The following is a 13,611-nucleotide window of genomic DNA, read 5'->3' as shown; positions in this document are numbered from 1 at the left end:
GTCGGGCCGGCCGCCCTCGGCGTGCTCCGGGGTCTGCTGGGAGTCGTAGCCGGTGCGGGCCAGGTAGCGGTCCAGCAGACCGGCGGCGACCTTGTTGCCGAGGATGGTCGCCACGGTGGACGCCCCGACGTAGTACTGCTTGCGCCGCGGGTTCGCCGCCGCGTAGACGACGGCGCGCGCGGCCACCTCGGGCTGGTAGATGGGCGGTACGGGCTGCGGGTCGCGCGGCAGCCGGGACCGTACCCAGGAGAACTGGGGGGTGTTGACGGCCGGCATCTGCACCACGGTGATCCGTACCTGGCTGTGGTCGTGCATCAGCTCGGTGCGCACCGCCTCGGTGAAGCCGTTGACGGCGTGCTTGGCACCGCAGTAGGCGGACTGCAGCGGGATTGAACGGGAGCCGAGCGCCGAGCCGACCTGGACGACGGTGCCGCGGTCGCGCGGCCGCATCCGGCTCAGCGCGGTCCGGGTCCCGTTGACGAAGCCCAGGTAGGAGACGGCGGTGACCCGCTCGTAGTCCTCCGCGCCGATCTCGGGGAACGGCGCGAACACCGAGGTGAAGGCGACATTGACCCATACGTCGATGGGTCCGAAGGCCTCCTCGGCGGCGTCGGCGGCGGCCTCGACCTGCCGGTGGTCGGCGACATCGGTCGGCAGGGCGAGCGCCTGTCCGCCCAGCGCCTCGACCTCGGCGGCCGCCGCGTCCAGGCCGGCCCGGCCGCGGGCCAGCAGGACCACACGGTCGCCCTCTTGGGCGAAGAGCCTGGCGCAGGCCCGGCCGATACCCGCGCTGGCGCCGGTGATGACGACGGTCCGGTTCATGATGGCTGGTGCCTTTCTCTCGGTTCGGCTGCCGCTGCGGCGGTCGATGCGTCGGTCGGTCGGCTCGACCCCCGGCGGGATGAGGTGCGCCTTCCCGCCCGGCAGGCGGCGAATCAGCCTGCGGGCCGGCATCGCCCGCCGCCGGCCGGCGGGCGGAGCCGGCTCACTTTCCGTCCTGCTCGTCGCCGGCCCCGGGCCGGTCCCCGCGGTGGCGGCGACCGGGCAGCAGTTCCTGCACCTTGGCCTTGACGCCCTGCTTGATCATGCCGGCGCGGTCGCTGTCCCCGTGCACGACGGACGAGGCGGCGGCCTCGATCTGGTCCAGGTCGGCGTGCGGCGGGATGGGCGGCACGGCCGGGTCGGTGCGGAAGTCGATGACGAAGGGCCGGTCGGCGGCCAGCGCCTGCCGCCAGGCGTCCTGGACCCCGCCCGGCTCCTCCACCCGGACCCCGCCGAGTCCGATGGAGCGGGCGAAGTCGGCGTACCGCACGTCGGGCAGGCCCTGGGACGGTACGAACTGCGGGGCGCCCTCCATGGCCCGCATCTCCCAGGTGACCTGGTTGAGGTCCTGGTTGTTGAGGACGGCGACGATCAGCCGCGGATCCTCCCACTGGTTCCAGTACTTGGCGGCGGTGATGAGTTCGGCCATGCCGTTCATCTGCATGGCGCCGTCGCCGACGATGGCGAGCGCGGGCCGGTCCGGGTGGGCGAATTTGGCGCCGATGACGTACGGGACGCCGGGTCCCATGGTGGCCAGCGTGCCGGACAGCGAGCCGCGCATGGCGCCGCGCATCCGCAGGTGGCGGGCGTACCAGTTGGCGGCCGAACCGGAGTCGGCGGCCAGCATGACGTTCTCCGGCAGGAGTTCGTCCAGCGCGTGCACGACGTACTCGGGGTTGATGGGGTCGGCGTCCACGGCCGCGCGGCGCTGCATGACCTCCCACCAGCGGGCGGTGTTGTCCTCCACGGTCGCGCGCCAGTCGCCGTGCTTCTTCGCCTTCAGCAGCGGCAGCAGCCGTTTGAGGGTGCCGGCCGCGTCGCCGACCAGATTGACCTCGAAGGGGTAGCGCAGTCCGATCATGAACGGGTCGTGGTCGATCTGCACCGCGCGGGCCTGGTCGAACTCCGGCAGGAACTGGGAGTAGGGGAAGCTCGATCCGACCACGAGCAGGGTGTCGCAGTCGCGCATCATCTCGTAGGAGGGCCGGGTGCCGAGCAGGCCGATGGATCCGGTGACGTAGGGCAGGTCGTCGGGCAGCACGTCCTTGCCGAGCAGCGCCTTGGCCACGCCCGCGCCGAGCAGGTCGGCGAGCTGTTCGACCTCCGGGCGGGCGCCGCGGGCGCCCTGGCCGAGCAGGATCGCCACCTTCTCCCCGGAGTTGAGGACGTCGGCGGCGCGGGCGATGTCGTCGTCGGCGGGCACCGGGGCGTAGTCGGCCAGGCCCAGGCTGGAGGGCACCATCTTGAAGGCGTGCGTCGGCGCGGTGTAGTCGAGTTCCTGCACGTCGGCGGGGATGATGACGGCCGTGACGGTGCGCTTGGCGTAGGCGGTGCGGATCGCCCGGTCGATGACGTTGGGCAGTTGCTCGGGGACGGTCACCATCTCGCAGTATTCGGAGGCGACATCCTTGAACAGGCTGAGCAGGTCCACTTCCTGCTGGTAACTGCCGCCCATGGCACTGCGGTTGGTCTGGCCGACGATGGCGACGACCGGCACGTGGTCGAGTTTGGCGTCGTACAGGCCGTTGAGCAGGTGGATGGCGCCGGGGCCGGAGGTCGCCGCGCAGACGCCGACCTTGCCGGAGAACTTGGCGTAGCCGACGGCCTCGAAGGCCGCCATCTCCTCGTGCCGGGCCTGGATGAACTCCGGTTTGTTGTCGGCCCGGCCCCACGCGGCGAGCAGGCCGTTGATGCCGTCGCCGGCGTAGGCGAAGACATGCTCGACGTCCCATTCGCGCAGCCGCTGCAATACGTGGTCGGACACCTTGATCGACACGGGGGTTCCTCTCTTGCCGATCTTGCGGAGCCTGGGGGCCGGCAGACCGTGCGGTTGGGTACGGACGCGGAGGGTCGGGGTGCGTTCAGGTGCCTTCAGGTGCGGCGGCGCAGCACCGCCCAGACGCCGGCAGCGGCCGCGGCGACGGCGGTCGCGGTGGCCAGCCGGGTGCCGGCCGGCCCAGGTGCGACGGGCCGGGCGACGGCCTTTTCGGGGTGGTCGGCGGGCGGCGGGCCCTCGTCGAGGCCGAGCGCGAGGGCTTCGGCGAGGTGCAGGGCGCGCCGCCCGGTGTCGCCCTGCTCGATCTGGGTGCGGCAGCTGAAGCCGTCGGCGAGCACCAGCGCGCCGGGCGCGGTCCGCCGTACCGCGGGGAGTACGCCCGCCTCGCCGATTTTCATCGACAGGTCGTGGTGGCCGCGCTCGAAGCCGAAGTTGCCCGCCAGACCGCAGCAGCCCTCGTCCAGGACCTGCGCGTCCAGGCCGGCCCGGCGCATGAGTTCGCGGTCGGCGTCGAACTTGGTGACGGCGTGCTGGTGGCAGTGGGTCTGCACGGTCGCGGCCCGGGTCAGCGTCGGCGGCTGCCAACCGTCGGGCGCGTGGCGCAGCAGGAGTTCGGAGAAGGTGAGGAACTGCCCGGCGAGGCGTTTGACGTCCTCGTCGTCCGGCAACAGCTCGGGGGCGTCGGCGCGGAAGACGGCGGTGCAGGAGGGTTCCAGGCCGACGATGTGCGTCCCGGCCTCGATCCAGGGCCGCAGCGTGTCGATGGTGCGGCGCAGCACCCGCTCGGCGATGTCGAGTTGGCCGGTGGAGATCCAGGTCAGTCCGCAGCACACGGCGGTGGTGGGGACGGTGACCCGAAAGCCGGCGTCCTCCAGCACCCGCACCGCCGATGTGGCCACCGACGGGTGGAAGTTGCTGCTGAAGGTGTCCGGCCACAGCACGACGGTGCGCGGATCGGCGGGGTCCGGCTCGGGGGCGCCGAGCCGTTCGGTCCGCGCGCGCCACCACTCGACGAAGGTCTCCTCGGCGAACAGCGGCGTCTCGCGCTCGGACGCCACGCCGGCCAGCAGCTTGCCGAGGCGGGACAGGCCCGGGGCGCGCAGGGCGGTGTTGACCAGGGCGGGGGCGATCCGGGCGGCCCGGGCCCACAGGGGCAGCCAGCCCAGCGCGTAGTGCGCGGCGGGGCGCAGCCGCCCCTGGTAGTGGTGGGAGAGGAACTCGGCCTTGTAGGTGGCCATGTCGACGCCGACCGGGCAGTCCGACTTGCAGCCCTTGCAGGCCAGGCACAGGTCCAGGGCGTCGCGGACCTCGGTGGACCGCCAGCCGTCGGTGATCGGGGAGTCGCCGTGGCCGCCGATCATCTCGAACAGCAGCCGGGCCCGGCCGCGGGTGGAGTGCTCCTCCTCGCCGGTGGCGCGGTAGGACGGGCACATCACGCCGCCTTCGTGGGTGCGGCAGTTGCCGATGCCCACGCAGCGCATGACGGCCTGGTTGAAGGAGTGGTCGTCGTCGGGGTAGCCGAAGCGGGCGTCCCGGTCGTCACGCGGGCGCCACAGGGGTCCGAGCCGCAGGTTGTCGTCCGCCCGGTGCGGGGCCACGACTTTGCCGGGGTTCATCCGGTCGTCGGGGTCGAACAGCGCCTTGAGCTCACCGAAGGCGCCGATCAGCCGCTCGCCGAACATCCTCGGCAGCAGTTCGCCCCTGGCCTGCCCGTCGCCGTGCTCGCCGGACAGCGAACCGCCGTAGGAGACCACCAGGTCGGCGGCCTTGTGCAGGAACTCCCGGAAGGAGGCGACGCCTTCGGCGGTGCGCAGCCCGAAGGGGATACGGGTGTGCACACAGCCCTGGCCGAAGTGCCCGTACAGCGAGGGGTGGTCGTAGCCGAACTCGGCGAACAGCGCCTTGAGGTCGCGCAGGTAGTCGCCGAGCCGCTCGGGCGGCACCGCCGAGTCCTCCCAGCCCTCCCAGGTCTCGCGGCCGTCCGGCGGCCGGGCGGTGACGCCGAGGCCGGCCTCGCGGGCCCGGAGCATCCGCTGCTCGCGCTGCGGGTCGTCGGAGAAGGACACACTGGGGTCGTCCTCGGCGCGTCCGATGGCCGCCAGCAGTTCGCGGGACTGGCGGTCCACCTCGTCCTGGGTGTCGCCGGTGAACATCAGCAGCAGCCAGCTGCCGCCTTCCGGGAAGGAGTCGATGGACTCCAGGAAGGCGTCCTCCTCGTGCATGAGCTGCGCCATCCGGTCGTCGAGAGCTTCGAGCTGGGCCGGCGCGCAGTGCTCCAGCAGCCGGGGCACGTCGTCGGCGGCGGCGCAGATGTCGGGGTAGCCGAGGACGAGGATGGCCTGGGCGGCCGGTACGGGCACCAGGTCCAGTTCGGCGTGCAGCACGGTGACCAGGGTGCCTTCGCTGCCGCTGAGGGCGCGCGCGACGTGGAAGCCGTTCTCGGGCAGCAGGTCGTCGAGGTTGTAGCCGGACACCCGGCGCGGGATGGCCGGGTAGCCGTGGCGGATGTCGGCCAGGTAGCGGTCGGCGATGGCCCGCATACCCCGGTACAGCTCGGCGCGCCGGTCGCCGGCGGCGGTGATCGCCGCGTACTCGTCGGCGGAGGTGGCGCCGGTCCACAGCCGCGCGCCGTCGTAGCTGAGGATCTCCAGCCGGCGGACGTTGTCGGCGGTCTTGCCGTAGGCCTGGGCGGAGGCGCCGCAGGAGTTGTTGCCGATCATGCCGCCCAGCGTGCAGTGGCTGTGGGTGGACGGTTTGGGGCCGAACATCAGGCCGTGCGGGGCGAGTCGGCGGTTCAGCTCGTCCAGGACGATGCCGGGTTCGACCACGCAGGTGCGCCGCTCGGGGTCGACCGACACCAGCGCGTTGCAGTACTTGGTCCAGTCGAGGACGACCGCGGTGTTGGTGCACTGGCCGCCGAGGCTGGTGCCGCCGCCTCGGGACAGCAGCGGGGCGCCGAAGCGGGCGCAGACCGCCACGGCCGCGGCGCCGGCCTCGACGGTTCGCGGGACGACCACCCCGATCGGCACCTGCCGGTAGTTCGAGCCGTCGGTGGCGTAAGCGCCGCGGCTGCCGGCGTCGAAGCGCACCTCGCCGTCGACCGCCTCCCGCAGAGCGGTCTCCAGGGCGGCGACGTCGAGCGGGGCGGTGGACGCGGGTGCGGCGGAGGTCCGGTCGGGACCGGGCGCGCCTTGTGGTGCGGTGTGACTGGCGGTGGTCATGTACGCCCTCCCCTGGGCCTCCCGCGCACCGTCGGCGCCGGTCGCGGCGGGCGGCCGGCGGCGGTGTGCGGCGAGCTGGCGGCTGTCAGCGACCCAGTGCCTTGCTGAGTTCGGCCTTGGACATGGATGAGCGGCCCTTGATGTTGCGCTGCCGGGCCTCGTTGTAGAGCTGGTCCTTCGTCGGGCCCTGCGACCCCGAGTGCGAGCGCTGCCCGCCGCGCCGGGACGAGGACATGTCCCGGGTCGAGGTCCGGCTGGCGGCCCGGGACTCGCCGGAGCGGGCCCGCTCCTTGTTCACGGTGCGCGCCGCGATCTCCTCGGCGCGGCCGCCGGACTCGCCGCGCTGCTCCGCGCTCTCCTTGATGTGCTCGTACTGCCGTTCGCGCTTCGCGTTGGATCCTCTGGGCATCGTGCCCGCCTTTCTGGCCGCTCGCTGATTGCTCATCGCCGTACGCGCCGCGCCGCATGTGCCGGTCCGGTGTGTCCGGTCCCTCGCCATCGGGGCCCGCCTGCCCGGCCGGCCCGGACGCACGCGGGCGCGTCGTTCAAGTGTTGGCAAGGGACGACCGCCCGCGCCCGTGGTAGGTGTCCGTCCGGGGGGCCGCCCCGGCGGGCGGAGGCGGCGGGCGGAGGCGGTAGGCGCACACGGCTGTCGGCAGCGGCTCCACTCTGGACCCAGCGGTCCAACGTCGTGCTACCGTTTTTCTGAACCGCACAGTCCATTGTGAAAGAGGTCGGAACCGCATGACCGCACGGCTGCAGGACAGGACGGCGCTCGTCACCGGAGCGACCAGCAACATCGGGCGGGCGATCGCCATCGCCTTCGGCGCGCAGGGCGCGCACGTCGTGGTCTCCGGCCGCGACGAGATCCGCGGCGCCGAGGTGGTGGCCCGGATCAGGGCGGCCGGCGGGCGCGCCGACTTCGTCGCGGCCGATCTGGACGGCAGCGCGGCGGCCGGCGTCGCGCTGGCCGAACGGGCCACCGGGCTGCTCGGCGGCCGGATCGACATCCTGGTCAACAACGCCGCCATCCACCCCGGCGCGGTCACCGCGAGCACCGACGAGGCCAGCTTCGACCGGGTGTACGCGGTCAATGTGAAGGCCCCCTTCTTCCTCACCGCGGCCGTCGCACCGGCCATGGCGGCCGCCGGCGGCGGCGCGATCGTCAACCTCGGCTCCTGGATCGCCCGGCTCGGCATCCCGGTCGGCGCGCTGTACAGCTCCACCAAGGGGGCGATGGAGACGCTGACCCGGGCCTGGGCGGCCGAATTCGGACCCGCCGGGGTACGGGTGAACGCGATATCGCCCGGCGTCGTGCGCGTCGTGTCGCCGGACGAGACCGAGTCGTACCCGGGCGATGTGATGATGAAGGGCACCCCGGCCGGGGCGCCCGGCCTGCCGGACGCGATCGCGCAGGCCGCGGTCTACCTGGCGAGCGACGAGGCGGCCTTCGTGCACGGCACGGTGCTCGACGTGGACGGCGGGCGGGTGGGCGTCGCGGTGATCAACGCCGCGTGATCACCGTCCCGGTTCCGGCCCGTCGGCGCCCGGCCGACGCCGTATCATTGGACCGGGAAGTCCATTCATCGGGAAGGGGCGGGCGTGCCGCAGGGGCTGACGACCAAAGGTGCCGCGACCCGGCAGCGCATCATCGAGGGCACCGCGGTGCTGATGCGGCAGTCGGGCGCGGGGGTGTCACTGGACGATGTCCGCGAGGCGACCAGGACCAGCAAGAGCCAGCTCTTCCACTACTTCCCGGACGGCCGGGAGCAGCTGGTGCTGGCGGCCGCGGCGCACGAGGCCGACCAGATCCTCGCCGACCAGCAGCCGTACCTGGACGAGCTGACGTCCTGGCGGTCCTGGCACGCCTGGCGGAACACCGTGGTGGCCCGCTACAAACGCCAGGGCAGCAGGTGCCCGCTGCGGGTGCTGCTCGGCCAGCTCGACCCGGACGACAAGGGCGCCCGCGCGGTGCAGGTCGAGCTGATGGACCGCTGGCACGCCAAGCTGGCGGCAGGGGTGCGCCACATGCAGGGCCGCGAGCTGATGACGCACGGGCTGGCCGCCGACCGGGCGGCCGACGCGCTGCTGGCCGCCGTCCAGGGCGGCGCGATCGTGCTGATCGTCACCGGCCGTTCCGGCTCGCTGGAAGCCGCCCTCGACCTGACCCTCGACCAGCTCCGCGTCCAGCCGTAGCCCGGCCGCTCACAGCACCTGCTGGCCCTTGCCGAGCGCGATCACCCCGCCCGCCGAGACGGTGTACAGCTGGCCGTCGCGGTCCGGGTTGACGCCGATGGTGGCCCCGGGCGGCACGTCCACGTTCTTGTCCAGCACCGCGCCCCGGACGATGGCGCCGCGCCCGACCCGTACGTTGTCGTGCAGCACCGAGCCCTGCACGACGGCGCCGACGTCCACCACCACGCCGGGCGACAGCACCGAGCGGGTGACCTGGCCGCGGATCACGCAGCCCGGGCTGATCACCGACTCGCCGACGATGCCGCCGGCCGCGATCTTGGCCGGCGGCAGGCTGTTCTGGTTGGTGTAGATCGGCCAGCGCCGGTTGTAGAGGCTGAAGGCCGGCTGGTCGGAGATCAGGTCCATGTGGGCGTCGTAGTAGGCGTCCAGGGTGCCCACGTCCCGCCAGTAGCCGTGGTCGCGGGAGGTCTCGCCGGGCACGTGGTTGGTGTCGAAGTCGTAGACCTGGGCGACGCCCTTGGCGGTGAGCCGGGGCAGGATGCTGCCGCCCATGTCGTGCACGGACTGCGGGTCCTCGGCGTCCTCGTGCAGCGCTTCCAGCAAGGTCTTGGTGGTGAACAGGTAGTTGCCCATGGAGGCGAAGACCCGGCTCGGGTCGTCGGGCAGTCCGGGCGGGTCGGCCGGCTTCTCCAGGAAGCGCTCCACCTCGATGCCGTCGCTGGCCGGGGTGATCACGCCGAAAGCGGCGGCGTCCGCCTTGGGCACCTTGATCCCGGCCACCGTGACGCCCGCGCCGTGCTCGATGTGCTGGGCGAGCATCTGCCGCGGGTCCATCCGGTACACATGGTCGGCGCCGAACACCGCCACGTAGTCGGGCTGCTCGTCGTGGATGAGGTTGAGCGACTGCAGGATCGCGTCGGCGCTGCCGAGGAACCAGCGCGGGCCGAGCCGCTGCTGGGCCGGCACCGGGGTGACGTAGTTGCCCAGCAGGCTCGACATCCGCCAGGTGGTGGTGACGTGCCGGTCCAGGGAGTGCGACTTGTACTGGGTCAGTACGCAGATCCGCAGGATGTCGCCGTTGACCAGGTTGGACAGGACGAAGTCCACCAGCCGGTAGGTGCCGCCGAAGGTCACCGCCGGTTTGGCCCGGTCGGCGGTGAGCGGCATCAGCCGCTTCCCCGCGCCACCGGCCAGCACTATGCCCAGCACCGAAGGTCCACCACGCATCGAAGCCCCCTCACATCGTCCGCTCCCCGGTGTCCGGCGGATGCCGCCCGGTTCCCGCTGGCCCGCCCGCCCCCGCCGTCGGGCCCGGGGCGCTGCCGATCGGCCGATCAGCCGTCCTTGAGCACCGTCCGGTAGAGATCGGCGGTGCGCCCGGCCACGGTGTCCCAGCCGAACTCGGTCACCGCGCGCTCCCGGCCCGCCTCGCCCATCCGGGTGGCGGTCGCCGGGTCGCCGATCAGCCGGTCGATCGCCTCGGCCAGGCCGTTCTCGAAGGCCTCCGGCTGGCTCTCCCGGTAGGGCACCAGCAGCCCGGTGCGGCCGTCGTCGACCACCTCCGGGATGCCGCCGACGGCGGAGGCCACCACGGCGGTGCCGCACGCCATCGCCTCCAGGTTGACGATGCCCAGCGGCTCGTACACCGACGGGCAGACGAACAGCGCGGCGTGGGTGAGGAGTTGGACAACGGCGGGGCGGGGCAGCATGGCCGGGATCCAGTGCACCCCGTCGCGTACCGCGCTCAGTTCGTCGAACAGCGCCCGGAACTCGCGGTCCAGGGCGGGGGTGTCGGGGGCGCCGGCACAGAGCACCAGCTGGGCGGCGGGGTCGATCCGGCGGGCGGCGCGCAGCAGGTGCGGTACGCCCTTCTGCCGGGTGATCCGGCCGACGAACAGCACGTAGGGGCGGTCGGGGTCGATGCCGATCCGCTCCAGGACCTCGGTGCGCGGGTCGGGGCGGTAGGTGGCGGTGTCGATGCCGTTGCGGATCACGTGGACCCGTTCGGGGTCGAGCGCCGGATAGCTGGCCAGGATGTCCCGGCGCATGCCGTCCGAGACGGCGACCACGGCGTCGGCGGACTCCATCGCGGTGCGCTCGGCCCAGCTGGACAGCGCGTAGCCGCCGCCCAGTTGCTCCGCCTTCCAGGGCCGCAGGGGCTCCAGGGAGTGCGCGGTCAGGACGTGCGGTATGCCGTAGAGCAGCTTGCCGATGTGGCCGGCCAGGTTGGCGTACCAGGTGTGGGAGTGCAGCAGTTCGCGGCCGTCCAGCGCGGCGGCCATCGACAGGTCCACGGCGAAGGTGCGCAGCGCGTCGTTGGCGCCGTCCAGGGAGGCGGGGGCGCGGTGCCGGATCACCCCGCGCTCGGCGCCCTCTCCCCAGCTGTGCACTTCCAGATCCACCAGGGCGCGCAGCTCGCGGGCGAGGAACTCCACGTGGACCCCGGCCCCGCCGTAGACATCCGGCGGATACTCCCGGGTCAGCAACCCCACCTTCACCGCGCCCTCACCATCCCTCGACCCGTCGTCCGACCGTCGCATGCTCTCCTCGCCTTCCCCGTTCCGGAAGGCATATCACGTCGAGACGGCCGGATCTTTGTGACCGGGTGATCGTGCTGTTACGAGGTGATCAGATCGAACTGCTCCCAGGTTCCGATGGCGGTCCGGTTGGCGACCAGCGGCGAGGCGCCGGCGTTCTCGGCCGTGACGTACAGATTGTTGGCCAGCGACTTCAGGCTGACGGTACCGCTCGGGTTGTGGATCAGCTGGAAGCTCTCCCACGGGCCGATCGAGGTCCGGTTGGCGATGAGCGGCGAGGCGCCGGCGTTGTCGGCGGTGACGATGAGGTTGTTGGCGTGCGCGCGCAGCGCGACGTTGCCGCCGCCGGCGTCCAGCAGGTCGAACTGCTCCCAGGCCTGGGCGGTGGCGCGGTTGGCGATCAGCGGGGACGCCCCGGCGTTGTCGGCGGTGACGTACTCGCTGTTGGCGAGAGCCCGCAGGCTGATCACGGTGCCGGTGCCGGGGCTGGTTCCGCCGGTGGCCACGGGCTGGGTGGGGCGGGTGGCGGTCAGGGCGATCTGGCCCTTGAGCATCTTGCCGCCGTCGCCGGTCAGCCGCAGGTAGTAGTCGGAGGAGCAGGCGGTGCCGTCCTCGTCGAGGGCGAGCATGCCGGAGTTGGTGGGCAGCCAGGCCGAGGATTCGGCGGTCTTGGCGATCTGGTTGCCCTCGTTGAACTCGTCGAACATCGAGATGTAGATGCCCTGCACCCCGGCGCGTTTCATGTTGTAGAACTGGCGCCACATGAAGTCGCCGTGCGCGCGCTGGCGCAAGGTGACGGCCCCGGGCAGCACGCAGGGCTGGTAGTCGATGCCGTGCGCGGCGCAGTCGGCCAGGTCCGGGACGGTGGCGACGTTGTAGAAGTTGTCGGCGTCGGCGACGTTCCCGATCCGGCCGACCATCCAGGGCGAGAGCATGTTGAAGGCGTGGTAAACGTCGAGGAAGCCGGGGCGCGAGTCCTGGTTGCCCAGGCGCCACCAGGTCGGCACGCCGCCGATGACGTAGCAGCCCTGGTCCTTGAACCAGTTGACGACGTCCAGGCAGGACGCCGCGTCGAAGGGGCGCTGGTCGTCGGCGAAGCCGAAGCCCCAGATGCAGACGACGGGCTTGCCGTTCTGGGTCGCGTAGGCCGATGAGGCGGTGTGCGCCTTCATCTTACTGGTCCAGTCGGTCTTGATCTCGGACTGCATGTTCGTCCAGCCGGACACGTCGTACATGATGTAGAACTTCCGGCCGTGCGTCTCGGCCGAGCTGCGCACCTTGGCGGCCATCGCGTCGCGGGTCGGGCCCTCGCTGCCGTTGGGGTTGAAGCGCTGCAGCGCGGCGGTGTCGATGTTGTTCTGCTGCAGCCACGAGAAGTGGGTGTCGACCGTCTGCTGGTCGTAGGACGAGAACAGGTTGGCGGGCTGGCCGTTGCCGAGGTTCGCGTATCCCGAGTGATACGTCTTGGTGAACTCCCGGACGTCCGGCCAGGCCACGATCGTGGTGTTGGACGGGGACGGCGGCTGACCCCCGTTGGCGCTGTAGTGCCACCAGGAATTGATCGGGGCACCGTCGCCGATACAGGCGAACCAGCCCTGGTAGCCGACGGTGACCTTGCCGACCACATCACCGGGACCGCTCGCGGCCGGCGCGGCGCCGGCGGCGGAGGCGGTCCGGGCCATACCGAGCGCGGCCAGCCCGGCCGCGGCCGATCCGCCGGCCGCGGTGCCCAGGAACGTACGACGTGACACACCCATGGAGAACTCCGATGTTCAACAGCTGAACTCAGCGTCCCGGCGGCGGGCCATGCGTGGTCGACAACGGCATGCCAGATGTTCCGCTTGATCTGCGCAGGCTTGCGGTGGGGAGGCGACCGCCGGGTCACGGCAGGCGCCACGCTGAGCACTTCTGCATAAGCGGTTTGAGGTCTGCAGGGATTCAACTGCTGAAACAAACATCCCGTCAAGGGTCCGGACCAACTGGATCTTTTGTCCTGTATGAGATGATTTAAGGCAGTGAGTATAGTCGTCGGACCGTCTGCGCCGACCTCAAAGATCGGATGAGTGGGTTCACTGCTTGAGCGCATCCGCGGGCCGGCCGGGCTCCTTCGCCGCCGGTTCGGTATTCGGCCACGATCGCTGCGCCGCCGTCATCGGCATCGTCCACCGCCGGGCCGGCGGTCGGCCAGGCCCGATGGGACGGCAGACCACCCGAGCGGCCCCTGGGGCGGCGCGGCAAGGGCCGGGGACCGGCCCGGCGCCGCCCGGCCTAAGCACATCGCCGGACGCCGGGTGGCAATATGCCCGATCCGACCCGTCCCCGCGGCTGGCGGATTGACGCTTTATGGACGGCTGCAACGACCCCCACCCGGGCACACGTAGGAGAGAACAGCGTGATGACCACCCCCCACGCGACCGCACCCGTACCGCTGCGCCGCGGCGAGCGGTTGGCACTGGCCCTGGCGAGGGAAGAGATGATGCAGGACTACCACCGGTGGGAGACCGACCCGGCGACCGTCGTCGGCTTCGGTGCCCGCTGGCCGGTGTCCTGGGAAGTGTTCCAGGCCCGCTTCCACAGCATCCACACCTCGTCGCACTACCAGCTCTTCGAAGTGATCACCGCCGCGGACGGGGTTCCGGTCGGAACGACGTCCCTCAGCGTGGACCAATCGGTCAACAACGCCGAATTCACCCTGGTGATAGCCCCGGAGCACCGCGGCCTCGGTTACGCGGCCGAGGCCACCGCGCTCACGCTCGACTGGGCGTTCACCATAGCGTCGCTGAGCGCGGTGTGGCTGGAGGTGCTGGCTCCGCACACTCCGGCCGTGCACGCGTATCTG

10 protein-coding genes are annotated in these 13,611 nt (G+C 71.7%); 3 read left to right on the top strand and 7 right to left on the bottom strand.

Features of this window, described 5'->3' with window-relative positions; all coding sequences use genetic code 11:
- The 4 genes from GA0115240_RS03800 to GA0115240_RS03785 all read right to left on the bottom strand — a co-directional run.
- Positions 1–822 (bottom strand): SDR family oxidoreductase (locus tag GA0115240_RS03800; RefSeq protein ID WP_093735222.1); only part of this gene is annotated, 822 nt, incomplete at its 3' end.
- A gap of 163 nt (positions 823–985) precedes the next feature.
- Entirely contained in the window at positions 986–2,818 is a 1,833-nt protein-coding gene (locus GA0115240_RS03795) for a thiamine pyrophosphate-requiring protein (protein WP_176724977.1), read from the bottom strand.
- A 95-nt stretch (positions 2,819–2,913) separates the two neighbouring features.
- A complete protein-coding gene (locus tag GA0115240_RS03790) occupies positions 2,914–6,039 on the bottom strand; it encodes an FAD-binding and (Fe-S)-binding domain-containing protein (protein ID WP_093735220.1) in 3,126 nt (1,041 codons plus the stop codon).
- Between the two features lie 85 nt (positions 6,040–6,124).
- Entirely contained in the window at positions 6,125–6,448 is a 324-nt protein-coding gene (locus GA0115240_RS03785) for a plasmid stabilization protein (RefSeq protein WP_093735219.1), read from the bottom strand.
- A gap of 335 nt (positions 6,449–6,783) precedes the next feature.
- Between GA0115240_RS03785 and GA0115240_RS03780 the strand changes: the two genes are divergently transcribed.
- Both GA0115240_RS03780 and GA0115240_RS03775 read left to right on the top strand, forming a co-directional pair.
- Positions 6,784–7,557, top strand: a complete 774-nt coding sequence (locus tag GA0115240_RS03780; RefSeq protein ID WP_093735218.1) for an SDR family NAD(P)-dependent oxidoreductase — start codon at positions 6,784–6,786, stop codon at positions 7,555–7,557.
- An 84-nt stretch (positions 7,558–7,641) separates the two neighbouring features.
- Complete coding sequence (locus GA0115240_RS03775) at positions 7,642–8,235, top strand: TetR/AcrR family transcriptional regulator (protein WP_093735217.1); 594 nt, start codon at positions 7,642–7,644, stop codon at positions 8,233–8,235.
- A gap of 9 nt (positions 8,236–8,244) precedes the next feature.
- Here GA0115240_RS03775 and glgC read toward each other — a convergent pair whose 3' ends face one another.
- The 3 genes from glgC to GA0115240_RS03760 all read right to left on the bottom strand — a co-directional run bounded on the left by glgC (position 8,245) and on the right by GA0115240_RS03760 (position 12,529).
- The gene (glgC, locus tag GA0115240_RS03770) at positions 8,245–9,462 is read right to left on the bottom strand and encodes a glucose-1-phosphate adenylyltransferase (RefSeq protein WP_093735216.1); all 1,218 of its coding nucleotides are present in this window, start codon (positions 9,460–9,462) and stop codon (positions 8,245–8,247) included.
- A 107-nt stretch (positions 9,463–9,569) separates the two neighbouring features.
- On the bottom strand, positions 9,570–10,775 hold the full coding sequence (gene glgA / locus GA0115240_RS03765; RefSeq protein WP_202450999.1) for a glycogen synthase: 1,206 nt from the start codon (positions 10,773–10,775) through the stop codon (positions 9,570–9,572).
- 77 nt (positions 10,776–10,852) lie between these two features.
- Positions 10,853–12,529 (bottom strand): lectin, encoded by a 1,677-nt coding sequence (locus GA0115240_RS03760; protein WP_093735214.1) that lies wholly within the window; start codon positions 12,527–12,529, stop codon positions 10,853–10,855.
- A 638-nt stretch (positions 12,530–13,167) separates the two neighbouring features.
- Here GA0115240_RS03760 and GA0115240_RS03755 point away from each other — a divergent pair.
- The coding region (locus GA0115240_RS03755) for a GNAT family N-acetyltransferase (protein WP_093735213.1) at positions 13,168–13,611 on the top strand (444 nt) is incomplete at its 3' end.

It is taken from the genome of Streptomyces sp. DvalAA-14, from assembly GCF_900091855.1.
In the GTDB taxonomy this organism is placed as follows: domain Bacteria; phylum Actinomycetota; class Actinomycetes; order Streptomycetales; family Streptomycetaceae; genus Actinacidiphila.
This window is presented reverse-complemented; position numbering and strand designations above follow the sequence as displayed.